The following is a 23,177-nucleotide window of genomic DNA, read 5'->3' as shown; positions in this document are numbered from 1 at the left end:
GTTTATTTAGAGATTTGTTTAAAGTATTTACAAAAATTAAAATAGTTCCTCTTTTAGCCCTGATTGAGACGATATCCTTTGTGAGGAACGAACAAAGATAAAGGCAAAAGCAGGAAAATAACTTCCAAAAGCGCCCAAGCAATTCGCTCCTAAAGAAAAAGGTTTTATATTTGCTTAAAATTTTATTTAGATGAACACTTTACAAACTATTATAGAAAAAGCTTGGGAAAACCGTGCTTTGTTACAAGAAGAAACGACTACAAATGCCATTAGAGAAGTTATCGATTTATTGGACGCTGGAACTTTGCGTGTGGCAGAACCAAAAGGAGATGCTTGGCAAGTAAACGAATGGGTTAAGAAAGCTGTCGTAATGTACTTCCCTATCCAAAAAATGGAAACTTTTGAAGTAGGTATTTTCGAGTATCATGATAAAATTCCATTGAAACGTGGTTATGCCGAAAAAGGAATTCGTGTGGTTCCTCACGCCGTAGCTCGTCATGGTGCTTATATTGCTAGAGGTGTTATTCTCATGCCTAGTTATGTAAATATTGGTTCTTATGTAGATGAAGGCACCATGGTTGACACTTGGGCAACAGTAGGAAGTTGTGCTCAAATAGGCAAAAATGTACATTTATCTGGCGGAGTAGGAATTGGTGGTGTTTTAGAACCTTTGCAAGCGGCTCCCGTTATTATTGAAGATGGTGCTTTTATTGGTTCTCGTTGTATCGTGGTAGAAGGTGTTCATGTAGGGAAAGAAGCCGTTTTGGGTGCTAATGTTTGTCTTACTGCTTCTACAAAAATTATCGATGTGACTGGTGATATACCTGTAGAAAGAAAAGGGTATGTTCCAGCAAGATCGGTAGTGATTCCTGGTAGTTATACTAAGACATTTGCTGCTGGAGAGTTTCAAGTGCCTTGTGCTTTAATAATTGGAACTAGAAAACCTTCTACGGATTTAAAAACGTCTTTGAATGACGCTTTGAGAGAATATGATGTAGCTGTATAGATTTTTGAAATTGATATTAAATAAATGAACATAGGATACGAAGCAAAAAGGGTTTTTCATAACAAGACAGGTCTGGGTAATTATAGCCGAGATTTGGTGCGAATTCTAGCTACTTATTATCCTGAAAATTATTATTTTCTTTACAATCCTAAAAAAAGTAAGGAAACACTTTTTACTACTGATTCTTCAATTATTTTAGAAAAATTACCTTCTACTCCATTTTATAAAAAATATTATAATTTGTGGCGACAAAAAGGAATTATTACTGATTTAGAAAATGATAAGATAGATATATTTCATGGATTATCTGGTGAAATTCCTTCTGGATTAAATAATAAAAACATAAAAAGTGTGGTGACGATTCACGATTTAATCTTCATGAGATATCCACACTTATATTCTTTTTTTGATAGAAAAATACACTTTTATAAGTTCAAAAAATCAGCAAAAAATGCCGATTTGGTTATTGCCATTAGTGAACAAACTAAATCTGATATTATTACTTATCTTAAAATTCCTGCTGCTAAAATAAAAGTCGTTTATCAAGGTTGTCAAGCTGTTTTTAAGCAACATTATTCGGTTGAAGAAAAAAATGAAGTGGCGCTAAAATATAATTTACCTAAGGAATTTATACTAAATGTAGGTACAATTGAAGAACGAAAAAATGCTTTAACCATTGTAAAAGCCATTAAAGATATTGATACTAAACTTGTTTTAATTGGAAAACAAACGGCTTATTCCGAAAAAATAAAAACCTATATCCAAGAAAATAATATAGAAAAAAAAGTTGTTTTCTTGAAAGGCTTGTCGAGCAAAGAATTGGCAATTATATATCAACTAGCGACTGTTTTTGTGTATCCATCGGTTTTTGAAGGATTCGGAATTCCAATTATTGAAGCTTTATTTTCTAAAACGCCTGTTATTACGACAAATTCGGGTGTTTTTCCAGAAGCGGGCGGACTTAATTCTGTTTATATAAATCCTGAAAATTCAGAAGATTTGAAAGTTCAAATCGAAAGACTTTTAGGTAACGAAAACTTAAGAAACGAAATTGTAAATAAAGGTTTCGAGTTTGTTCAGAAATTTAATGATGAAGTGATTGCGAAAGAAATTATGCAATGTTACAAATCTTTATTTTGATGTAAATCATACAATTTCGCATATTTTACAAAACTTCCAAAAGCTGATAGCATACTCCAAATAAAGCCTTGGTAACCATTTAAAAAATTACGCTGAAGGAAATAAAATCGAATAAAATCGAATGGAAATTTGATAATTACTTTAGATAAAGAAGCTTTTTTTCCTTTTTCAAATAAAAATTCACCACTTAAAAGTGAATATTTAACTTGTTTTTGAATCGCTATCGAAATATCAAAAACCGTATAATGAAGCATTTCGTTTTTTAGAACTCCTATTTTCCCTTCCACTTCTATTACTTCATGTACTTTATTTTCTATGAATTTTCCGTGTTGCTTATTAAAAAATCGAAGAATTGGTTTCTTGTTTTCGCTTCCCGATTTGAAAATTTTATTTAAAAAAATATGTGTTCTAGGAATTAAATAGCCGTTATATTCTTTAGAAAAATCTATATTTTTAATTTCCGAAATTAATTCGTCCGACAAAACTTCGTCAGCATCAAGTGATAAAACCCAGTTATTTGTGGTTTGGTTTAATGCAAATTGTTTTTGTTTACCAAAATTTTCAAATTTATTGTAAATGACTTTGGCTCCCAATTTTTCGCAAATTGAAACTGTTTTATCTGAACTTCCAGAATCGACAACAATTATTTCGTTTGCCCAAGTCAGTTTTTCAAGACATTGTGCAATAATTTTTTCTTCGTTGTAAGCAATTATAAATACTGAAATATTTTGCATCATTATATTGTGGCTAAAAAATCTTTGAAAGTTCCAAATTTATAATTCTTTTCATTCATCCAAAACAACATTTTATCAAATCTTGCTATCATTTGCTTTCCGCTGTTTTTTGAAACATAACCAGGAAAACCAAACTTCTCAGGTTGTTTTAGGTTTGTAAATTCCCAAGGATGAAAATAGATGTTTAGATAATTATCATTTTTAATAGTCCATTTTACTAAAAATTGGTACAACCACAATGGCAAATTATGAAATGACAACCAGAACAAAGGAAAACGAATTATCGGACTTACAGATGCTGGAATTTGCCAAACTCTTTCTTGCTTAAAATATGTTCTTGGTTTGTCGAAATGATTGTATCTTCCTGGTAAATAAGTTGGATTTATGGAAGAATTATACAAATAACCCGCTTTAAAAATTTCTTTTTCATCGACAGGATACATACGCGGCATACGATAACCTACTATTTTTGTATTAGTAATTTCTTCAAGTTTTAATCTCGATTCTAACAAATGTTCTACTTTAAAATCGCTGTGATAATAACTATGAGAAGCCATTTCGTGACCTTCGGCAATGATTCTCTTTATAACATCAGGCGCATTTATTGCAAAAGTTACTGTACTAAAAAAAGTAGCTTTGGCATTGTGTTTCTCTAATAGATCTAAAATAGCAGTTGTCCCTTCAATCGAAATGGCGATTTGCTCTTCAAAAGAAATTGTTTTACCATATTCAAAAGGCATGTCAAATTCTTCTATATCAAAACTTAATAAAACCATTATTTAAAATTTGTTTCTTTAATTAAATAATTAGGACGACCTTTAGATTGCATGAATAATTTTCCAATATAAATTCCAATTATTCCAAGAACAATCAAATTTAAGCCTCCAAAAAACACAACTGTACTTAATAATGATGCCCAGCCAGAAATTACATGTCCAAAATATATACTATAAATAACATAAATCATAAAAAAAAGAAAAGCTAACATTGTTAATCCTATTCCTAAAAAAATAGCGATATGCAAAGGTCTGGTACTAAAAGAAGTGATTCCTTGCAATGCAAATCGTACCATTTTTCCAATTGTATACTTACTTTTACCAGAAAATCTTGTTTGTGGCTTATAATTTATTGCATATTGATTAAATCCAATCCAACTAATAATACCACGTATAAATAATTCGTTTTCAGAAAAATCGGAAAAAACAGCAACTACTTTTTTATCCATCAATCTAAAATCGGCAGTTCCAGGTTCAAATTCTACTTCAGATAATTTATTCATAATAGTATAAAAGCATTTTGAAGTCTTCTTTTTAAAATAAGAAAGTGCTTTATCTTCATCACGAATAGTGTAAACCACATCGTAACCTTCTTCCCATTTCTTAATGAGTTCAGGAATTAATACTGGTGGATGTTGCAGATCACCATCCATAGTTATTACTGCGTCTGAATAGTCTTTTACTAAATCTACTCCAGCTTTTAATGCATTTTGATGTCCAAAATTTCTAGATAAAGCAGCAAAAAACAATCGACTATCATCCTTAGATAATATTTCTAATTTTTTCAAACTATTATCACTACTTCCATCATCAACAAAAACAAGACGATACTCATAAGGTAATTTTCGCATCACTTCATGCAAAGTATTTACCATTACATCAATATTTGTTTCCTCATTAAAAGAAGGAATTACAATGGATATTTTCTTTAAATTACTCATTAGCATCAATTAGATAGAGTATTGTAATTATTAAACTTTTTTGTAAGCATTTCATAGATAATTGCTATCCAAATGAGGACACAAGGTAATGCCTTTAATGCAAATGGACGAATATAATTTTCTCTTATAAATTTAGGCATTAAATCTGATGGAGATAAACTTGTTAAGATTATTGCAAAAATAAATAAGAAAATATAAAATTTAGCAATTGGCTTCGGTTGAATAACAAACCAAATAGCAACACCAACAAATGCAATAATATAGGTTGGAGATTCAGATCCTGTACTAAAAATAACAGTAAATATTAATACCGAAGCTAACATCATTAACCTAAATCCTTTTTCTTTATATTCTTTTATTCTCAAATATTGCAAACCAAATAATAAAATTCCGCCAAGTAAAAATGGTAAATTGGAGATTGTACTATCTTGCATGATTCTTCGAACCATTCCCATTAAACAAATATCTTGGTATGAATTTAGTCCCGTGTTTTCAGCATTCTTAACAACCAAACGATCAAACCATTCGATATAAGTATGCAAAATATATTCTGGGGAAGAAATAAGCATTGGTAAAACAAAAAGTACAACACTCCAAAAAATTAATGAGGCTATAAACTTAATTTTATCCTTTGTAAAAAAGAAAAATGCTAATCCAACAATACCATACAATTTAACAAATACTCCTAAAACTATAAACATAGCTGCCCAAAACACTTTCTCTTTATCTATATAAACAAATGATAATATGATAATTGCAGTCATTATTGGATTAAACTGTAATCCTAATAATGTAGTTAGAAACTCATGAAGACAAATCCATAAAATGGCTGTAATTTGAATCTGTTTTAGTGGTAATTGTGTGATTGCCCAAACTAAAATTGCCGCATTAAAAATTCCCCATAAAACCATTCCTATATAATCTGGTAGTATAGCAAAAGGAGCAATTATAAGACTAAAAACGGGTCCGTAATGATTATGATCAAAATATTCTAGCGGGTATTCTTTATATAAAGGCAACTTATTTATTGTATGAAAATAAACTCCTTTAAAAATTTTATAATTATTATAATTGCCAATAAGAAACTGTTTTACAACAGAAATAATTGTAATAACAAGCCATATTGTTAAAATATATTTTTTATTGGTAAAGAAAGAATGTTTAAAAAATGTGTTCACTAAAAATAGATTTATTTAATTCCGAGTTTATTCTTGATATCTCTTTTAAAATTCACTTTATTCTGAAAATTTAAATTATATTTCCACATTAAATGAAAAACTTCTTCTTCACTTTTACCATACAATTTTGCGTATTCAGAACTAATAATCTTAACCCAAGCTTCACTAGGAGTTATTCTTGCTAAATTTTTCATTCTAGTTTTAAAACTCATTTTAGTATGAAAATTCATTCTATTTAAATCTACTAAATAAAACTCATAGTTTCCTTCTTCCTTTTTCTTTACCAATGTATTTCCAGGAGAATGATCTAAAAACTCTATTCCTTTTTCATGCAAATTAAACGTAAAATGAGTAAATTGTCTTAATATCAAATCTAAATCAGTAATTTCTCGATTAAATAATTCTTTAAAAACATAATCAGGTTTTAAATGCTCACAAACATAATAACTATCTAAAAGCCTAAGGTTTGATTTGTTTTCGTGAAAAGCAATAGGATTAGGAGTTCCAATACCATTTTCGGTTAATATTTTAGCATATTTGTATGATCTTTCGGCTTTCGATTTTCGAAAAAATTTATAAATAATGCCATTTATTAAACCTGGAATTTTAAACGATTTTATATTAAGTTGAATATTGTTAAAAGGAATAATTTTTATCTTATTGCGTTTTCCAACCACAAAGTCACTTCCTAAAGAATCAAAATTATTAATAATATCAAGCAAATCTTTGTCCATAAATATATTTTGAATAACAAAAATAGGTTAAATTTAAATTTTTAATATTCTAATTTCAAAAAAATAATATTAATATCTTTACGACAATAATAATTTTTACAAATGCCTCAGAAAATTTGCATTATTAGTTTCGACCACTGGAATTATGACAAACACATTGTAGATAAACTTAATGCAAAAGGAATTGATGCATTTCATATAAAAATTGGTGGTTTTAAGCACAAAAATATTCGTGTAAGAATTGCTAATAGTTTTAGCAAAATATTTCTTGGCAAAAACCCAAAAATTCAAAAACGCCAAGAACATATTATTGAAATGTTAGAAAAAAACGGGTTTCAGGATCAAATTTTAGTTATTAATCCTGAAGTTATTAGTTTAGATTACCATTTGAAAATAAAAAAACACACCCAAAAATATATTGCCTATTTATATGATAGTGTAAGTCGATGTCCTGTAGAACATCTCTTAGAAGGTATTTTTGATGAAATTTATTCGTTTGATAAAGATGATGTAAAAAAGTATGGTTTTAAAGAGACTACAAATTATAATTATCTTGAAAAACAACCAATAACAGATAAAATTTTAATTAAAAATCAAGCTTTATACATTGCTTCCTTTGATAGTCGTTTAGAAAAAGTAATCTTGCTAAAGAAAGCTTTCCAAAAAATAAATATTAGTTTCAGATTTATAATTGTTGGTAAAAAGACGACCTTATTTAAACTTAAAAAAACATTTTCAAAGGATATTTTAGGTCTAGAATTAAGACGAAAACGTATTAATCAAAATGACTTAAAACAGTTGTATTCTGAAACTCAAGTTATTTTAGATATTGTTAGAGAAAATCAAACTGGGCTTAGTTTTAGAGTTTTTGAAGCGATGGCTTTTCAAAAAAAACTCATTACCAATAATGTAAATATTATTGATTATAATTTTTATAATCCAAATAATATTTTAGTTATAAGAGATGAAAACTATGATTTTGATTGCAATTTTTTTGAAACCCAATACGAACCACTTCCAGAAGAAATTTATTATCAATATACTTTAGACAATTGGGTTACTAAAATCTTTTTAATTTAATACACTCAATTATACAAGTTAATAGTTTCTTCAATTACCGATTCTAAAATCTTATTATTTATTGATTCTAAACTAAAATATCGAAGAGATTTTACTGTATTTCTATTTTCACCTATAAGAAATTCTTGATTTTTATTTAATTGAAAACCTTTTGCAAATCCAACATCTACAAATTCTTTTTTATGATTGGACGCTAAATAACAAAACGGTTTCTTTTTGTAATAAAAATACGGAATTCCATATTTAATTAATAGTTGAGAATCGGGAACTAATTTTTCGACAACAGCAATTATATGCAATAGCATCGTTTGATATTTTTCAGGTTGTCGAATTATATATTCCTCAGTTGATTTCATATTCCAAAAATAAATGAAAAAACATTTGGTTCAATAAAAAAATATCATTTACTTTGCAATTCAAAGTACTTTAAAATGGAATCTAAAAATTATTTAAAAGACATTCAAGACATCAAACAAATGATGTCACAATCGACACAATTTATTTCACTAAGTGGTTTGTCTGGCATTTTAGCTGGTATATATGCATTAGTTGGGGCATTTTTTGTAAGTTATTTGATAGAAACTCACATGGGATACTACATAACTTTAGAAAGCACAACGTTTAAGTTAATCGTTCTTACAGCATTTGCAGTTTTAGTAGCCTCCTTAGTCACTGCATATATTATGACGGTTAATAAAGCAAAAAAACAAAATGAAAAAGTATGGAATTCTTCGTCTAGAAGATTGCTAATCAATTTTGCTATTCCATTATTTACTGGAGGAATATTTGCTTTGCTTCTACTTCGTCACGGTTATTATGGTTTAATTGCTCCTATTACGCTATTATTTTACGGATTGGCCTGTGTAAATGCAAGTAAATATACTTTACGTGATGTTCGTTACTTAGGAATTACCGAAATTATTTTAGGATTATTAGCAGTCGAATTTTCAGGTTACGGATTGCATTTTTGGGTATTGGGATTTGGAATATGTCATATTTTGTACGGTGGAATGATGTATTATAAATATGACAGAAAATAGTATGAAAAACATCATACAAAATATAAACAAAGCTTTTGATCATCGTATTCGACTGGGAATTATGTCGGTGCTGATGGTCAATGAATCTGCTGATTTTACAACCCTAAAAGAACTTTTAGGTGTAACTGATGGCAACTTGGCTTCGCATACCAAAGCATTAGAAACCGAAAACTACATTATGATAGAAAAACAATTTATTGGCAAAAAACCAAACACCAGTTACAGAGTAACTACAGACGGTAGGAAAGCTTTTACTGCTCACATTGAAGCTTTAGAAAAATTAATCTCAAAAACTTAATACTATTTTTTTATATTTTTACTTTGAATTTCAAAGTTCTTTTAAAACAAAATCATATGAATAAATTAATCACAATTTACGTTTTAAACAAAAAGCAAAACTCTAGTTTATTTATTTTATCAATACTATCGATAATTTTATTATTATTAAGAGTTAAAATTACACATTCTATATATCTATTGTTTTTACTATGGAATTTATTTTTAGCTTTAATTCCATACTCTATTTCATCATACATTAAGTTTGACTTTTCTATAAAAAGAAGTAATCTTAAAAACTTAATTTATCTAATTATTTGGCTATTATTTATACCCAATACGTTTTATTTAATTACCGATTTTGTACATCTTCATCACAACAATTTATTACAATATATTTTCGATTTTACTTTGTTATCAAGTTTTACAATTGCAGGTTTTTATTTCGGAATTCTTTCCATTCACGATATTCACAAATTAGTCAAATCAATTTATTCTAGGAGGGTTTCTAATGCATTCATAATTTCTATTAGTTACTTATGTGCTTTTGGAATTTATCTTGGCAGAATACTTCGCTTTAATAGTTGGGATATTGTTAGTAATCCGTCAAATCTATTTTATTCAATTTTAGACTGCCTTTTTGAAATTGAAACTATCATATTCACATTAAGTTTTGGGTCATTAATTTTAATCTCCTATTCAATTACATACCAATTAACACTTAAAAATAAACTACATGAAAAATATTAACCAAATCCCATTTACAACATTATTTGCCTTCGGGTCTTTTGTTATTGGAACAATATTTTTTCTTTCCTATATGAAATTTCAAACCGAAAATATACTCGTATTTGGCTTTTTATATGTGTTGGCAGCTGTTTTCTTTAACTTAATAATATTGATAAACCAAATAAGTCAATTACTAACAATACGAGGAGAGCGATTAAATACTTTTATAAAAATACTAATTATCTTAAGTAATATTCCAATCGCAGTAGCCTATTTCATAATAATTGGCAATTTAAACTTTACATATAAAGGATAATAATCTAAAATAAATAATCAACTAAATTAAAAAACAATGGAAAATCAAATGCAAGAAAATCAGAACAAAGGTTCCTTTTTTCAATCTACAACTGCCAAAATGATGATGGTAGGCTTACTAACACTCGTTTTACTTATTCCGCTAGAATTTGTAAAAGATTTAATCTCCGAACGTTCCCAGCGAAAACAAGAAGTTACTGATGAAGTGACGCAACTATGGGGAAAAGATGTCTTGTTTTATGGTCCAATGATACAAATTCCTTACAAAACGTATGAAGAATATAACGTAACGAACCCGAAAACAAAAGTGGTTACTATCGAGAAAAAAGCAATTATTTCCTACGCTTATTTTTTCCCTGAAAAACTAAATAACACATCGAACGTTAAGAAAAATACGTCGCTAAAAAGAGGGATTTATAATAATGTGGTTTTTACCGCCAATATGAATTTTGATGGTTATTTTGCCAAACCTAATTTCGAAAAACTAGGTATAAATGAAGAAGATTTATTGTGGGATAAAGCATCTATAGTGGTAAAAACAACAAATCTGAAAAGCATTAAAAGTGATTTGAAAATTAAACTAAACAATCAAGCTTTCTCATTCGAATCGAAACCAGAAGATGAAGATGCTATTTATGGAACCCTTGTTACCAATCAATTTAACTACAAAACATTAGTTAATAACGGGAAAATAGATTTCAATTTCTTGATGCAATATAATGGGAGTAATAGTGTAAAGTTTATTCCTGTGGGAAAAACAACGGTTGTTAATATCGATTCTGACTGGGAATCGCCAAGTTACGAAGGTGCTTTTGCAGCCAACGATACCACGAAAATTATCAATAAAAAAGGTTTTCATGCCGATTGGAAAATATTAGATATCAATCGTACTTTTTCCCAACAATATGCAGGTAAAATTCCAAATTTGAATGAATATTCTTTTGGTGCAAAACTAATAGAAACCGTAAATGAATACCAACAAAATGAACGCGCATCAAAGTATGGATTTCTAATGATTGGCTTAACTTTTCTAGTGTTCTTTTTAATCCAATCTATCAGTAAAATTAATATTCACATCTTTCAGTATTCGATGTTAGGATTGGCATTAATCATGTTTTATACACTTTTAATATCAATAACTGAACATTCTAGTTTTACGTTGGCTTATCTTATCGCTTCGGCTTCGGTAATAACGATGATTGTACTTTACTCGATTTCAATACTGAAAAATAGAAAGTTTCCAATATTTATAGGGCTTTCATTAGTTGCTTTATACACTTTTATTTATGTAATAATTCAATTAGAAAATTATGCCTTACTTGTGGGAAGCATTGGACTGTTTATCATTCTAGGAGCAGTGATGTATTTTTCTAGAAAGATAGATTGGGGAAAATAATTAAAATTTAAATAAAAAAAGACTCCAAAACTGATATTTTGGAGTCTTTTTTTTATAACAACTTTCTATTCAACACCATATTTATCAATCAAATAAATCAACGAAGTCATTGTTGCTGCACCTAATTCAAGTTCTCTTTTATTAATAGCATCAAACTTGTCATTTGCTGCGTGATGGTAATCGAAATAGCGTTGCGAATCTGGATGCAAACCAGCTTTTACAATTTTTGTTCCTGTTAATGGTTCTATGTCTGAGCCACTATGTCCTTTAGTAAAACTATGAATTAAATAAGGTTCAAATAAATTTTTCCAATTGGAAATTTTAGCAAAATTTGCATCATCACTTTCAAAAGAAAATCCTCTTGGCGAAAATCCACCTGAATCACTTTCTAAAGCAAAAATGTGATTTTCTTTATTTATTTGTGCTAATTCTTGGTATTTTTTTCCGCCACGACCTCCATTTTCTTCATTCATAAACAAAACAACTCTGATGGTATTTTTAGGTTTGTAACCTATATTTTTAAACACATTTGCCACTTCCATACTTTGCACTACTCCTGCTCCATCGTCATGAGATCCATCGGCAAGATCCCAAGAATCTAGATGTCCGCCCACTACAATAATATTTTCTGGGTGTTCTGCTCCTTTTATTTCTCCAATAACATTATAGGACAAAACTTCTTCCATTTGTTGACAAGATTGTTTTAAGTAAAAAGTAAGTTTCGAATTTTCTTTTAATTTTTTACTCAATAATTCTGCACCATTTGTACTAATTGCAGCCGTTGGAATATATTGTGTTTTTGGGATATCACCATAACTTTGCGCTCCTGTATGTGGGAAATCATCTAACTTCAAATTCATCGAACGTACAATTGTTGCTACAGCACCATATTTTGAAGCTTCTTTAGCACCTGCATAACGCTGATCTACCGCACCCGAATAAGCATTCATACTTTCTATTTGAGCATTATCCATCGGGCGATTATAGAAAACTATTTTGCCTTTTATTTTATCAATTCCTAAAGTCTCTAATTCTTTTAGAGAATGTACTTCGATAACTTCAGCAGTAATTCCATTTTTTGGCGTTGCAACCGAACCTCCAAGTGCGCAAACTGGTACTTTTATTTTAGTCTTATTATCTAAAATATAAGCCGTTTCTTTTTCGCCACGAACCCATTTTGGCACCATAACTTCCTGAAGATATACTTTATCAAATCCTCCTAATGCTTCCATTTGAGATTTTGTGTACTCAACTCCTTTTTGTGCCCCAACAGATCCTGATAATCTAGAACCAATTTTATTAGATAAATCATCTAACCAAGCATAACATTTAGAATTGGTTAATGCCGATTTGTATATCTCTTTTAACTGATTTTCATCAGAATTTTGGGCAAATCCAAATAGTGAAGTAAATAAAAACAGGAACGATAATTTTTTCATCTCAAGAAGTCATTTTAGTGAATAGTAAAGTAACAAAATAAAAAAGTCCCGACAAAATCGAGACTTTTATTTTATTTCCCATCTACATAATCTTGTAAATAGGTAAATCTTTCTGTGAGTTTACCATTTTCTGTGATTTTTGCTCTTTGCAAAATTCCGTCCTTGTCATTATTATAAAAAGCTGGAATCACGTGTTCTAAAAACATTTCTCCAAAACCTTCACTTGCATCTTTAGGCAATTCGCAAGGCAAATTATCTACAGACATGACTACAATTGCACCTGGGTGCATAAAATCGACTTCTTTATGTTCCGAAGGATAATAACCAAAAAATGGTTGTGCAATAGTTGATGCATTTAACGTACAAGCAATAGGACCATCTACATCACAAGAAATATCTGCAACTACTTTTATCTTATTGTCTGGAGCTTTTAGCATTTCTCTAGATAAAATTACTGGCGCACCATTTCCATAAAAATGTCCAGCCATAAAAATATCTGATACTTTTGTAAAACGCTCAAAATTTGAGGTATATAATTGCGGATTAGCATAAAAATCCTTTTTATCGAAAGGTTTTCCGTCTATTCGTTTATTATAATCCTGTAAATCAATATGTGTATAGACAGGTCTGTCGTAATTTTTTGTTAAATAATCTTCGATAGAAACTTCTTTAAGCTTCATGGCATCGAGCATTTCTTTGGCACCAAGCCCTACTTTTCCGTGACCTGTAAGTACAATTTTTATATTTGGCAAAACCATTCTTTGCAAACGTTCTACGAGTGCATTTTTGTCTTTTAATGTTTCGGCTTTCGCCAAATTAAATAGTTCAAACTTCATTCCAAAAGCACGAATTCCGTTGTAAGCACCAACAATTCCTGCATAACGACCAAAACCTATTAATCGATGATTTTTTGCATCGACAATCGTCTCGTGATCATATAATTCGATATTTTTTTCTAAACAAGCTACCAATAATTTTCTATTATAAGGTTGTTTTTTAATAGTATGAGAAAAGAAAAAATACTTTTTATTTGGTATTAAAGCATCAACTGGAACTTCTTTAACTCCAATTAGTACATCACAATCAGAAACCTCAGTTGCAACATCGAAACCCAATTCGCTATATTGTTCATCAGTAAAAACTCGAATGTCTGAAGATTCAACTTTTATTTCAGCTAGCGGAAATTGTTGTTTTAATTTCACCAACTCTTCGGGTGTAAAAACAACACGTCTGTCTGGTGGATTTTTTCTTTCTTTTATAAGTCCAAATTTCATTGTAAATCTATTTTATTACTAAAATAATTAGATGTTAATTATTTTAGAATTTGGTGCAAATATAACGTAATAGTAACTTGAAACAAACGAAAATATTTGTTTAAAAACCTATTTTGATTCCTCATTTGTTTATTTATATTTGTTTTATATCCAAGTTAAAATGACATTCAAAATAAATATAAAATTTCTCTTACTTTTTACAATTCTAACTATCTGTTTTTCATGCAATGAGAAGAAAAAAGCATTAAAAAAGAAAGAAGAAAATAAAATTGGTTCGTTATATACAATGCAACCTTATGAGAATAATCTACCTGATTTAAAATCTTCTGAAAAGAAAAAATTACAGCAAACGATTGAAAATTTTTATACTGAAAAATATATTCCAAACGATTTTTCAGGAAGTATTCTTGTGGCAAAAAATGGACATATAATTTATGAAAATTATCGTGGGATGTCTAATTTTGAAGAAAAAACACCAATTACTTTCCAGACACCACTTCATATTGCATCGCTAAGCAAAGTACTTACTGCTACTGCTATTTTTTTGCTTATCGATTCAAAAAAAATAACTTTAGACCAAAAAGTAAACACCATTCTTGATGATTTTCCGTATCCAGAAATTACAATTAGAACATTACTAAATCATAGAAGTGGATTACGCAATTACAGTTATTTTACTGATAAAAAAATAGTTTGGAATCAGAAAGATACTTTACAAAACAAAGATTTAATACCTGTGATAAATAAAAACAATATCGATTTAGAATATAAAACAGACACTCATTTTGCTTATTGCAACACTAATTATGCCTTTTTAGCTTTGGTCATCGAAAAAATTACCAAAATGGATTATCGAACTGCCATGAAAAAATTGATATTCGAGCCATTAGAAATGAATAACACTTTTGTATTTGATTATAAAAAAGGAGGTAAAAACATTAGCCAATCTTACAAAGGAAACAAAATTAGATATGCTTACAATTATCTCGATGGGATTTATGGAGATAAAAACATCTATTCGACACCAAGAGATTTACTTAAATTTGACATGGCAACTTACAATCCTAGTTTTCTAAATAAAAAATTATTAAAAGAGGTTTACAAAGGTTATAGTTATGAAAGTAGAGGGACTAGAAACTATGGATTAGGAATTAGAATGTTGGAATGGGAAGATGGTAAAAAAATGTTTTATCACAATGGTTGGTGGCACGGAAACACATCGGCTTATATAAAATTGAAAGATGAAAAAGTGACATTAATCTGTATATCAAATAAATATACGAGAAGTACTTACAAATTAAAATTACTTTCCAGTTTATTTGGCAATTATCCTTTTGAAATAAAAAGTAAAAACGATAGTTTAGAATAAAATTGGTATATTTTTTGTACTATTGCAAACCTAAATGGGGTCGACTGGTTTTGACAGCAAGTCGAATTGAATTGTAAGCATGTTGAGCATTGAGGTGTTGCTCATAAATATAATGTCTCAAAATTTTACACGGCGAAAATAACTACGCTTTAGCTGCATAATCCGAATTATAGTACGATTTGCCAAGTTCCTACTAGGTAGGAAAGCTGGATTCTCCTAAAAAGCCTTGGTTTATGGCGTTTTGTTCAGGGGAACCGTAAAAGTAAACCTAGAAACGGTAATGTTTTAAATCCGTTTTGACACTGATAAAACTAAGCTTTGTGTTGCTGTTCTTGGCATAGCACACGGTCGAAAATCTAATCAAGAAATAAGCATGTAGAAAGCTCTTTAGTTGCTTGTTTGGACGGGAGTTCGATTCTCCCCGACTCCACAAGAAAAACCCGAAACCCTTATATTTATTAAAGGTTTCGGGTTTTATTTTTTTTTTTATATCAACAAATTAATAAAATCATCCTCACTTATTATGGGGATATTTAATTGACTGGCTTTTTCTAATTTTGCAGGTCCCATATTATCGCCAGCAACTACATAATTAGTTTTTGCTGATATTGAACTACCAACTTTCCCACCATTATCTTCAATAGCTTTTTTTAAGTCATCACGTGAGAATTTTTCAAAAACTCCTGACACAACAAATATTTGACCTGAAAGCTTGTCAGATATTACAGTACTGTTCCTTTCAGAAATTTCTAATTGAATCCCTTTACTTTTCAATCTATTAAGGATGCGTATATTTTCTTGATTATCAAAAAATTCGACTACACTTTGTGCTATTTTATCTCCAATTTCATCAACCATAACCAATTCGAGTAAATTGGCATTAGCAATAGCATCAATATTTTTATAATGTTTTGCTAGTTTTTTAGCAACAGTTTCTCCTACATAACGAATACCAAGTGCAAATAATACATTTTCGAAAGGAATATTTTTAGAATTCTGAACTCCTTGCACTAAATTTTCTGCCGATTTTTGAGCCATTCTTTCCAATGGTAAAATTTGTTCTATAGATAAATCATACAAATCGGCATAATTTTTCACCAACCCATTGTTGTACAATAAAGCTACTGTTTCTCCTCCCAATCCTTCAATATCCATCGCTTTTCGTGAAATATAATGCTGAATTCTGCCTATAATTTGTGGCGGGCAGCCATAAAAATTAGGGCAATAATGATTGGCTTCACCTTCTTTTCTTTCTAATTTAGTTTGACATTCTGGACAATGTGTTATATAAATTGTCTTTTCAGAATTTAAAGGTCTTTTTTCTAAATCGACACCAATAATTTTGGGAATAATTTCCCCTCCTTTTTCTACAAAAACGGTATCATTTATTCTAACATCCAACTTTTCTATCTGATCTGCATTGTGCAAAGAAGCTCTTTTTACAATGGTTCCGGCCAATTGTACTGGCTCAAGATTTGCCACTGGAGTAATAGACCCTGTTCTTCCTACTTGATATGAAATCGAATTTAATTTAGTTGAAACTTGTTCAGATTTAAACTTATACGCCATTGCCCAACGTGGCGATTTTGCTGTATACCCTAACTCATCTTGCAAATGCAAATCATTTACTTTTAACACTACCCCATCAGTTTCATAAGGTAAAGTATCTCGGTTTTTATCCCAAAGATTTATAAAATCGAAGACTTCATTCATGTTTTTAGCCAAATGACTCTGTTTTGGAACTTTGAAACCCCAAAGTCTAGCTTTTTCTAATCCTTCGAAATGAGATTGAAATGGCAAATTATTCCCAATTAATGAATATAATAAACAATCTAAAGGTCGTTTAGCAACTTCGGCACTATCCTGTAATTTTAAACTTCCGGAAGCCGTATTTCTTGGATTCGAATAAGGAGTTTCTCCAATTTCTATCAAATCTTGATTCATTTTTTCGAAACCAGCAAAAGGCAAAATAATTTCTCCTCGAATATCAAATTTTTCAGGAAAATCACCTTTTAATTTTATGGGAACTGCTTTTATTGTTTTGATATTATTAGTTACATCGTCACCCTGAAAACCATCACCACGAGTTACAGCACGTACTAATCTTCCGTTTTCGTAAGTTATAGAAATGGAGGCTCCATCATATTTTAGCTCGCAAATATATTCTAATGAAACATCTCCAAGAACTTTTTGAATTCGATTTTCCCAATCCAACAGATCTTCTTTCGAATAAGAATTCTCTAGCGAATACATTCGGTAATTGTGTTTTACTGTTTTAAAATTTTTAGTAATAAAACCACCTACTCGTTGTGTTGGTGAATTTTCATCAAAATATTCTGGATATTTTGCTTCTAAAATTTGAAGTTCAGATAGTTTTGCATCAAAATCATAATCTGAAATCGTGGGGTTATCTAAAACATAATAATTATAATTGTGAAGATTAAGTTCCTCTCTTAAAGATTGTATCTTTTGTAAAACGTCCATAAATAATAAAATTGGCTATTCTAGTTTATGAGGACTAAAATAACCAATTTTATTGAATTTAACAGATAAAATTATGATTCTATTATATCATTTATTTGTTTAAATAACTGCCCGTCACTCAAAAAAGCACCTTGTTGTATCAATTCGAAAAGTGACGTATTTCTTTCTTCTGTAAATTCTTTTTTGCCTACTTTCATTTCAATATTATCAGTAAACATATTATCACTTAACCATTGTAAACCTTCTTTAGTCAAAAAATCAATTTCCGTTACAACTGATTTTAATACTATAGATTGTACATAAGTATCAAAACAATGAAAAAGAAAAATATAATTTTTAGAGAAATGTTCTAAATATTCAGCTCTAGTTAGAACTCCTTCCCAGATTAAATCTGAAAAAACATCTAATTCCTGCTCAGCTATCTCTGGTGTTTCAAGTTTAATTTTATCCCATTCATCTTTATCAATAGATTGAGTTGAAAGAAAATTTATAAATTCTAGATGCAATTCTTCAAATTGCTCTTTGGTTAGTCTGTCGTATTTCATTTTCAATATTAGATTTTAGATTAAAAAAAAAGCCTTCTTTTTCAAGAAGGCTTTTAAAAATATTTACTTGAAATTATGCTTGTTCAGCAACAATTTCGTAAGCTAAATCTACAATTACATCACGGTGTAAACGAACTGAAGCATTATATTTTCCTGTTCTTTTTACAATACCTGAAGTAATAAATTTTCTGTCAATAGATTGACCACCTTTAGCTAAAGCTTCAGCGATGTCTATGTTAGTGATAGAACCAAAAAGTTTTTCACCACCTGCTTTTGCAGAAATTTTGATTTCGATAGCTTTTAGAGCTTCTCCTAATGCTTTTGCGTCTGCAACAACTTTAGCTTCTTTGTGAGCTCTTTGTTTTAAATTTTCAGCTAATACTTTTTTCGCAGAAGAAGTTGCCATATGAGCAAATCCTTGAGGAATTAAAAAGTTACGACCGTAACCTGCTTTTACAGATACGATATCGTCTTTAAAGCCAACATTTTGTACGTCTTGTTTTAATATAAGTTCCATGTTGATGTCCTTTTTAGAGAAGTTAGGTTTTCATTGTAGAAAAACCAACAACTTTGAGTTTTTAAATTATTTTAATAAATCGGCAACGTATGGCATAAATGCTAAGTGACGTGCTCTTTTTACAGCAACTGACACTTTACGTTGGTATTTTAATGAAGTTCCTGTAAGACGACGTGGTAAAATTTTACCTTGCTCGTTTACGAATTTCAATAAGAAATCTGCATCTTTGTAATCTACATATTTGATTCCAGATTTTTTGAAACGACAATACTTTTTAGTTTTGTTCGTATCTATGTTTAAAGGCGTTAAATATCTAATATCTCCGTCTTTTTTTCCTGAAGCTGATTGTTGTAATGTTGACATAATGATTACGCTTTAGTTGCTTTTAATTTTGCTCTTCTTCTCTCAGCCCATGATATTGCATGTTTGTCTAAACTTACAGTTAAGAAACGCATAACACGTTCGTCACGTCTAAATTCAGTTTCAAAACCAATTAACACTTCTCCTGGAACTGTAAATTCGAATAAATGGTAAAAACCACTTTTCTTGTTTTGAATTTCGTAAGCCATCTTTTTCAAGCCCCAATCCTCTTTGGATACCATTGTAGCTCCTTTTGAAGTTAAATAATCTTCAAATTTGCTTACTGTTTCCTTTACCTGGGTTTCAGATAAAACGGGATTCAAGATGAAAACAGTTTCATAATGATTCATAATATAAAATTTTATTTGTTAAAAATATGGGTGCAAAAGTAGTGTTTAAATTTTAATACACAAGCGAAATGCAGAAATAATCGATGAAAGTGAATATTTTTCCGAAAAAGGTTTGGTTGCTAAATAAAAAAAGCTATATTTATATTATCAATGTATTAAAATGATGTTATGAAATTGAACTGTATTGTTGTAGATGACAGCTCTATTCAAAGAATTTTGGTTACAAAACTAGTAGAATCTCATCCTAACTTAACTTTAGTAGGTGATTTTTCAAATGCTGTTGAAACTAAAAATTGTTTGACTACAAAACCTGTCGATTTATTGTTTTTAGATATAGAAATGCCTGTAATAAGCGGTTTTAACCTTTTAGATGGTCTAAAAGAAAAACCACAAACTATATTTATCACATCAAAAGCGGAATATGCTGTAAAAGCATTTGATTATGATGCAACAGATTATTTGCAAAAACCAATCACCAAAGAACGGTTTAATGCTGCTGTAAAACGCGCTATAGATATGCACCAGCTTCGAAGAGATAGTTTTGAAGAAGAAGGAGATCATATTTTCATAAAAAGCAACTTAAAAAAACTAAAAATTTATACTGCAAAAATAAAATGGATTGAAGCTTATGGCGATTATGTAAAAATTGTAACCGAAGACGACAGTCACTTGGTTTTATCAACCATGAAATCCTTTGAACAAGACTTATCTAAAGAGAAATTTATCCGCGTTCACAAATCTTTTATTATTAATATAGATAAGATTGAGAAATTTAACAGCAAATTTGCAGAAATTGGAATTACTAAAATCCCATTAAGCCGAAACAAAAAAGAAGATTTAGCTAAAGCTTTAGATTTTTAATAAAAATCAACATTTACAGCTACTTTGATAGCTCTAAATTGCGAAACAGACTCGAAACTATTCAGAATTTTTTGAATGGTTTTTTTTGTGCTTCCTAATGATTTTTCTTGTGGAATTTTTATCAAAATTGTTCTTATATACTCGTTCCTAATCCGATTTATTGCTGGTTCTTCCGGACCAAGAACAGGAATGTCAAACTGCTGTTTCAAAACCTGATACAACCACATAGAACCTTCTTTTAGCTTATCGAAATCTTTTTGTTTTAATGTTAATTTAATCAACTTAAAATAAGGCGGATAATTGTATATTTTCCTTTCGTACAATTGCTCTTTAAACATCGATAAATAATCATTTTGCACTACTTGCTGAATCGTATTGTGATTTGTATTATAAGTTTGAATAATCACTTTTCCTTTCTTATCTGATCGTCCTGCCCTACCCGACACTTGTGTCATCATTTGAAAACTGCGTTCAAAAGCTCGGAAATCTGGAAAATACAACATCGAATCGGCATTAAGGATTCCTACAAGCGATACATTATCAAAATCTAATCCTTTGGCAAGCATTTGTGTCCCAACCAAAATATCTATTTCTCGGTTTTTGAAACTATCAATCAACTTCTCGAAAGCATATTTACCTCGAGTGGTATCTTGATCCATTCGTTTGATATTTTTTGTCGGAAATAACGACGCCAATTCCAATTCAATTTGTTCGGTTCCAAATCCTTTTGAAGTCAAATCGATACTCGAACAAGCGTGACAATTAGTTGGTTTGGCAATACTGTAACCACAATAATGACAACGCAACTGGTTTTTGAACTTATGATAGGTTAAACTCACGTCACATTGCGGACATTGTGGCACGTGACCACAAGTCATACACTCGATCACTGGCGAATACCCACGACGATTTTGAAACAAAATAATCTGTTCACCGTTCGATAAAGCTTCGGCAATGGAATCGATTAGATTTTGGCTAAAATGTCCCGTCATTTTTTTGCGGAAATAGCTGTCTTTTAAATCGACCAACTCTATTTCTGGTAAAACAGCATTTCCAAAACGTTCGTGCAATTCGACCAATCCGTATTTGTTATTTTGGGTGTTAAAATACGTTTCGATACTTGGCGTAGCGGAACCTAACAACACTTTAGCTTTATGAAAATTTGCTAAAACAATCGCTGCATCACGAGCATGATATCTTGGCGCAGGATCAGTTTGTTTAAATGTTTGTTCATGCTCTTCATCGATAATAATGAAACCCAAATCTTGAAAAGGCAAGAACATTGCCGAACGAGCTCCAATAACAATTTGAGCTTTCTCGGATGAATTTAAAACCTGATTCCAGACTTCAACACGCTCGTTATTGCTATATTTTGAATGAAAAACAGCTACTTTATTTCCAAAATGTTTCGTTAATCTAGAAACCAATTGTGTTGTAAGCGCAATTTCTGGCAACAAGTACAAACACTGTTTTTTCTGCTCTAAAAATCTTTCAATCAACTTAATATAGACTTCTGTTTTTCCCGAAGCTGTAATTCCGTGGAGCAAACAAACTTCTTTTGAAGCGAAAATTGTTTTAATTTCCGACAAAGCTTTGTTTTGTGGCTCGCTTAATACAATCTGACTTTCATTTACATCATCAAACGAAACTCGGTCTTCTTGAATATAATATTCTTCAAAAATTTCTTTATCAATCAATGCTTTTACAGTCGCCGAAGTTGCTCCAGAAAACTCCGTCAATTCTTTGACAGAAATAGGCTTTTTTATAGAAGCTTGTAATTGAAAATAACTTAATAATATTTCTTTTTGTTTCTGCGCATTTTTTAGAACCAATAATAATTCTTCCAGTTTTTTATTAGAATTAAACTCAGAAAACAACCGAATATAACGCACCAATTTGGGTTTGTATTCTTCGACCATTTCTTCTTGAAGCGTAATGATATTTTTAGCCAGAAGTTGCTGAATGACTGGAAAAACTTTCTTTTTATTTAAAACCGAAGTAACCTCACTTATTTTTAGAGAACTTTGCTGATTTAAGGCTTCTACCAATAGATATTCCTCGTCCGAAAGTTCGTTTTCATTAACCGAAAAATCTTTTTTGGCAGAAATAATTGTTTCGCTTTCTAATTGCAATGCCGATGGCAAAGCGCATCTAAAAACTTCGCCCAGCGTACACATATAATACGATGCAATCCATTGCCAATGTTGTAATTGTATTTCGGTTACAATGGGTTTATCATCGATAATTTGATGAATTTCTTTGGCTTCATATAAAGTTGGCGCATTGTGATGTAGCTCCGAAACCAAACCTGTATAAAATTTACTTTTGCCAAAAGGAACTGCCACTCGCATACCTACTTTCAGATACTCGAATTCTGCTTCCGAAACTCTGTAAGTGAAAGTTTGTGGAAGTGTGAGTGGTAAAATAACTTGGATAAAAAAAGGCATTATTAAGTCTTAAGTTTTGGAATATTTAAATTAAAGGTAAAAAAATAATAATCTAAAAGTTATACTTGTGTATTTAAAAATTTGTTTCACATGGACAATCAATTATATAATCATCTTTATAAAAATTAATTAATTTTTTTACCGCTATGAAAGTTTCATCGTATTTGAATTTTAACAACAACTTAA

The 23,177-nt window shown here is 30.0% G+C and carries 24 protein-coding genes and 1 other RNA gene; 11 read left to right on the top strand and 14 right to left on the bottom strand.

The window, feature by feature from the left end; all coding sequences use genetic code 11:
- Positions 1 to 190 precede the first annotated feature (190 nt).
- On the top strand, positions 191 to 1,006 hold the full coding sequence (locus tag ACKVOV_RS04655; RefSeq protein WP_409205605.1) for a 2,3,4,5-tetrahydropyridine-2,6-dicarboxylate N-succinyltransferase: 816 nt from the start codon (positions 191 to 193) through the stop codon (positions 1,004 to 1,006).
- 24 nt (positions 1,007 to 1,030) lie between these two features.
- Complete coding sequence (locus ACKVOV_RS04650; RefSeq protein WP_409205604.1) at positions 1,031 to 2,146, top strand: glycosyltransferase family 4 protein; 1,116 nt, start codon at positions 1,031 to 1,033, stop codon at positions 2,144 to 2,146.
- Here ACKVOV_RS04650 and ACKVOV_RS04645 read toward each other — a convergent pair.
- The 5 genes from ACKVOV_RS04645 to ACKVOV_RS04625 are packed head-to-tail and all read right to left on the bottom strand — an operon-like array spanning position 2,128 to position 6,509.
- Entirely contained in the window at positions 2,128 to 2,883 is a 756-nt protein-coding gene (locus ACKVOV_RS04645; protein ID WP_409205603.1) for a glycosyltransferase family 2 protein, read from the bottom strand. The two genes, ACKVOV_RS04650 and ACKVOV_RS04645, sit on opposite strands and share 19 nt — an antisense overlap.
- Positions 2,883 to 3,656, bottom strand: coding sequence for a polysaccharide deacetylase family protein (locus tag ACKVOV_RS04640; protein WP_409205602.1), 774 nt, complete (start codon positions 3,654 to 3,656; stop codon positions 2,883 to 2,885). The genes ACKVOV_RS04645 and ACKVOV_RS04640 overlap by 1 nt, the downstream gene beginning before the upstream one ends.
- Entirely contained in the window at positions 3,656 to 4,597 is a 942-nt protein-coding gene (locus ACKVOV_RS04635) for a glycosyltransferase family 2 protein (protein ID WP_409205601.1), read from the bottom strand. Before ACKVOV_RS04635 ends, ACKVOV_RS04640 begins: the two co-directional genes overlap by 1 nt.
- Positions 4,598 to 4,602: 5 nt before the next feature.
- Complete coding sequence (locus tag ACKVOV_RS04630) at positions 4,603 to 5,775, bottom strand: glycosyltransferase family 87 protein (RefSeq protein ID WP_409205600.1); 1,173 nt, start codon at positions 5,773 to 5,775, stop codon at positions 4,603 to 4,605.
- Positions 5,776 to 5,786: 11 nt separating this feature from the next.
- Positions 5,787 to 6,509, bottom strand: coding sequence for a lipopolysaccharide kinase InaA family protein (locus tag ACKVOV_RS04625; RefSeq protein ID WP_409205599.1), 723 nt, complete (start codon positions 6,507 to 6,509; stop codon positions 5,787 to 5,789).
- Between the two features lie 102 nt (positions 6,510 to 6,611).
- Here ACKVOV_RS04625 and ACKVOV_RS04620 point away from each other — a divergent pair, with 102 nt between their 5' ends.
- Positions 6,612 to 7,589, top strand: a complete 978-nt coding sequence (locus ACKVOV_RS04620) for a hypothetical protein (RefSeq protein ID WP_409205598.1) — start codon at positions 6,612 to 6,614, stop codon at positions 7,587 to 7,589.
- Between the two features lie 5 nt (positions 7,590 to 7,594).
- Here the strand turns inward: ACKVOV_RS04620 and ACKVOV_RS04615 are convergent, their stop codons facing one another.
- Positions 7,595 to 7,945 carry a DUF1801 domain-containing protein gene (locus ACKVOV_RS04615; RefSeq protein WP_409205597.1) on the bottom strand — a complete coding sequence of 117 codons (351 nt, stop codon included), beginning with the start codon at positions 7,943 to 7,945 and terminating at the stop codon, positions 7,595 to 7,597.
- 75 nt (positions 7,946 to 8,020) lie between these two features.
- On the opposite strand from ACKVOV_RS04615, the gene ACKVOV_RS04610 reads away from it, so the two are divergent.
- Genes ACKVOV_RS04610 through creD form a run of 5 tightly spaced genes read left to right on the top strand, consistent with a single transcriptional unit; the run spans position 8,021 to position 11,345 of the window.
- Positions 8,021 to 8,629, top strand: a complete 609-nt coding sequence (locus ACKVOV_RS04610; RefSeq protein WP_409205596.1) for a hypothetical protein — start codon at positions 8,021 to 8,023, stop codon at positions 8,627 to 8,629.
- Position 8,630: 1 nt separating this feature from the next.
- Entirely contained in the window at positions 8,631 to 8,927 is a 297-nt protein-coding gene (locus ACKVOV_RS04605) for a winged helix-turn-helix domain-containing protein (RefSeq protein ID WP_409205595.1), read from the top strand.
- A gap of 56 nt (positions 8,928 to 8,983) precedes the next feature.
- Positions 8,984 to 9,655, top strand: a complete 672-nt coding sequence (locus ACKVOV_RS04600; RefSeq protein WP_409205594.1) for a DUF1361 domain-containing protein — start codon at positions 8,984 to 8,986, stop codon at positions 9,653 to 9,655.
- On the top strand, positions 9,642 to 9,950 hold the full coding sequence (locus ACKVOV_RS04595) for a hypothetical protein (RefSeq protein ID WP_409205593.1): 309 nt from the start codon (positions 9,642 to 9,644) through the stop codon (positions 9,948 to 9,950). The genes ACKVOV_RS04600 and ACKVOV_RS04595 overlap by 14 nt, the downstream gene beginning before the upstream one ends.
- 36 nt (positions 9,951 to 9,986) lie before the next feature.
- Positions 9,987 to 11,345, top strand: a complete 1,359-nt coding sequence (gene creD, locus ACKVOV_RS04590; protein ID WP_409205592.1) for a cell envelope integrity protein CreD — start codon at positions 9,987 to 9,989, stop codon at positions 11,343 to 11,345.
- 65 nt (positions 11,346 to 11,410) lie between these two features.
- Here the strand turns inward: creD and ACKVOV_RS04585 are convergent, their stop codons facing one another.
- Both ACKVOV_RS04585 and ACKVOV_RS04580 read right to left on the bottom strand, forming a co-directional pair.
- A complete protein-coding gene (locus tag ACKVOV_RS04585) occupies positions 11,411 to 12,784 on the bottom strand; it encodes a M28 family peptidase (RefSeq protein ID WP_409205591.1) in 1,374 nt (457 codons plus the stop codon).
- Positions 12,785 to 12,855: 71 nt separating this feature from the next.
- Positions 12,856 to 14,058, bottom strand: coding sequence for an NAD(P)-dependent oxidoreductase (locus tag ACKVOV_RS04580; RefSeq protein WP_409205590.1), 1,203 nt, complete (start codon positions 14,056 to 14,058; stop codon positions 12,856 to 12,858).
- 160 nt (positions 14,059 to 14,218) lie between these two features.
- Between ACKVOV_RS04580 and ACKVOV_RS04575 the strand changes: the two genes are divergently transcribed.
- Complete coding sequence (locus ACKVOV_RS04575) at positions 14,219 to 15,427, top strand: serine hydrolase domain-containing protein (RefSeq protein ID WP_409205589.1); 1,209 nt, start codon at positions 14,219 to 14,221, stop codon at positions 15,425 to 15,427.
- A gap of 36 nt (positions 15,428 to 15,463) precedes the next feature.
- Positions 15,464 to 15,860, top strand: a transfer-messenger RNA (tmRNA) gene (gene ssrA, locus ACKVOV_RS04570).
- 53 nt (positions 15,861 to 15,913) lie between these two features.
- On the opposite strand, the gene ligA is transcribed toward ssrA, so the two are convergent.
- From ligA to rpsF, 5 genes are all read right to left on the bottom strand, one after another.
- On the bottom strand, positions 15,914 to 17,911 hold the full coding sequence (gene ligA / locus ACKVOV_RS04565) for an NAD-dependent DNA ligase LigA (protein ID WP_409205588.1): 1,998 nt from the start codon (positions 17,909 to 17,911) through the stop codon (positions 15,914 to 15,916).
- A gap of 71 nt (positions 17,912 to 17,982) precedes the next feature.
- On the bottom strand, positions 17,983 to 18,456 hold the full coding sequence (locus ACKVOV_RS04560) for a DUF6495 family protein (protein ID WP_409205587.1): 474 nt from the start codon (positions 18,454 to 18,456) through the stop codon (positions 17,983 to 17,985).
- Positions 18,457 to 18,529: 73 nt separating this feature from the next.
- Positions 18,530 to 18,973: a 50S ribosomal protein L9 gene (rplI, locus tag ACKVOV_RS04555; protein ID WP_409205586.1), complete on the bottom strand. Its 444-nt coding sequence runs from the start codon at positions 18,971 to 18,973 to the stop codon at positions 18,530 to 18,532.
- Positions 18,974 to 19,039: 66 nt separating this feature from the next.
- Positions 19,040 to 19,336 carry a 30S ribosomal protein S18 gene (gene rpsR, locus ACKVOV_RS04550; RefSeq protein WP_409205585.1) on the bottom strand — a complete coding sequence of 99 codons (297 nt, stop codon included), beginning with the start codon at positions 19,334 to 19,336 and terminating at the stop codon, positions 19,040 to 19,042.
- Positions 19,337 to 19,341: 5 nt separating this feature from the next.
- Positions 19,342 to 19,683, bottom strand: coding sequence for a 30S ribosomal protein S6 (gene rpsF, locus ACKVOV_RS04545; protein WP_011963956.1), 342 nt, complete (start codon positions 19,681 to 19,683; stop codon positions 19,342 to 19,344).
- Between the two features lie 168 nt (positions 19,684 to 19,851).
- Here rpsF and ACKVOV_RS04540 point away from each other — a divergent pair, with 168 nt between their 5' ends.
- Entirely contained in the window at positions 19,852 to 20,544 is a 693-nt protein-coding gene (locus tag ACKVOV_RS04540; protein ID WP_409205584.1) for a LytR/AlgR family response regulator transcription factor, read from the top strand.
- On the opposite strand, the gene priA is transcribed toward ACKVOV_RS04540, so the two are convergent.
- A complete protein-coding gene (gene priA, locus ACKVOV_RS04535; protein ID WP_409205583.1) occupies positions 20,541 to 22,991 on the bottom strand; it encodes a primosomal protein N' in 2,451 nt (816 codons plus the stop codon). The genes ACKVOV_RS04540 and priA overlap by 4 nt on opposite strands.
- Between the last annotated feature and the right edge of the window lie 186 nt (positions 22,992 to 23,177).

Source organism: Flavobacterium sp. (genome assembly GCF_046153165.1).
Taxonomy (GTDB): domain Bacteria; phylum Bacteroidota; class Bacteroidia; order Flavobacteriales; family Flavobacteriaceae; genus Flavobacterium.
Note: the sequence above shows the minus strand (reverse complement) of the source record. Positions and strands in the feature narration are given on the sequence as shown.

What these genes read in the sequence shown, in the direction of transcription:
- ACKVOV_RS04655 (WP_409205605.1), top strand. Translation starts at nt 191, where the DNA reads ATGAACACTTTACAAACTATTATAGAAAAAGCTTGGGAAAACCGTGCT.
- ACKVOV_RS04650 (WP_409205604.1), top strand. Translation starts at nt 1,031, where the DNA reads ATGAACATAGGATACGAAGCAAAAAGGGTTTTTCATAACAAGACAGGT.
- ACKVOV_RS04645 (WP_409205603.1), bottom strand. Translation starts at nt 2,883, where the DNA reads ATGATGCAAAATATTTCAGTATTTATAATTGCTTACAACGAAGAAAAA.
- ACKVOV_RS04640 (WP_409205602.1), bottom strand. Translation starts at nt 3,656, where the DNA reads ATGGTTTTATTAAGTTTTGATATAGAAGAATTTGACATGCCTTTTGAA.
- ACKVOV_RS04635 (WP_409205601.1), bottom strand. Translation starts at nt 4,597, where the DNA reads ATGAGTAATTTAAAGAAAATATCCATTGTAATTCCTTCTTTTAATGAG.
- ACKVOV_RS04625 (WP_409205599.1), bottom strand. Translation starts at nt 6,509, where the DNA reads ATGGACAAAGATTTGCTTGATATTATTAATAATTTTGATTCTTTAGGA.
- ACKVOV_RS04620 (WP_409205598.1), top strand. Translation starts at nt 6,612, where the DNA reads ATGCCTCAGAAAATTTGCATTATTAGTTTCGACCACTGGAATTATGAC.
- ACKVOV_RS04615 (WP_409205597.1), bottom strand. Translation starts at nt 7,945, where the DNA reads ATGAAATCAACTGAGGAATATATAATTCGACAACCTGAAAAATATCAA.
- ACKVOV_RS04610 (WP_409205596.1), top strand. Translation starts at nt 8,021, where the DNA reads ATGGAATCTAAAAATTATTTAAAAGACATTCAAGACATCAAACAAATG.
- ACKVOV_RS04605 (WP_409205595.1), top strand. Translation starts at nt 8,631, where the DNA reads ATGAAAAACATCATACAAAATATAAACAAAGCTTTTGATCATCGTATT.
- ACKVOV_RS04600 (WP_409205594.1), top strand. Translation starts at nt 8,984, where the DNA reads ATGAATAAATTAATCACAATTTACGTTTTAAACAAAAAGCAAAACTCT.
- ACKVOV_RS04595 (WP_409205593.1), top strand. Translation starts at nt 9,642, where the DNA reads ATGAAAAATATTAACCAAATCCCATTTACAACATTATTTGCCTTCGGG.
- creD (WP_409205592.1), top strand. Translation starts at nt 9,987, where the DNA reads ATGGAAAATCAAATGCAAGAAAATCAGAACAAAGGTTCCTTTTTTCAA.
- ACKVOV_RS04585 (WP_409205591.1), bottom strand. Translation starts at nt 12,784, where the DNA reads ATGAAAAAATTATCGTTCCTGTTTTTATTTACTTCACTATTTGGATTT.
- ACKVOV_RS04580 (WP_409205590.1), bottom strand. Translation starts at nt 14,058, where the DNA reads ATGAAATTTGGACTTATAAAAGAAAGAAAAAATCCACCAGACAGACGT.
- ACKVOV_RS04575 (WP_409205589.1), top strand. Translation starts at nt 14,219, where the DNA reads ATGACATTCAAAATAAATATAAAATTTCTCTTACTTTTTACAATTCTA.
- ligA (WP_409205588.1), bottom strand. Translation starts at nt 17,911, where the DNA reads ATGGACGTTTTACAAAAGATACAATCTTTAAGAGAGGAACTTAATCTT.
- ACKVOV_RS04560 (WP_409205587.1), bottom strand. Translation starts at nt 18,456, where the DNA reads ATGAAATACGACAGACTAACCAAAGAGCAATTTGAAGAATTGCATCTA.
- rplI (WP_409205586.1), bottom strand. Translation starts at nt 18,973, where the DNA reads ATGGAACTTATATTAAAACAAGACGTACAAAATGTTGGCTTTAAAGAC.
- rpsR (WP_409205585.1), bottom strand. Translation starts at nt 19,336, where the DNA reads ATGTCAACATTACAACAATCAGCTTCAGGAAAAAAAGACGGAGATATT.
- rpsF (WP_011963956.1), bottom strand. Translation starts at nt 19,683, where the DNA reads ATGAATCATTATGAAACTGTTTTCATCTTGAATCCCGTTTTATCTGAA.
- ACKVOV_RS04540 (WP_409205584.1), top strand. Translation starts at nt 19,852, where the DNA reads ATGAAATTGAACTGTATTGTTGTAGATGACAGCTCTATTCAAAGAATT.
- priA (WP_409205583.1), bottom strand. Translation starts at nt 22,991, where the DNA reads ATGCCTTTTTTTATCCAAGTTATTTTACCACTCACACTTCCACAAACT.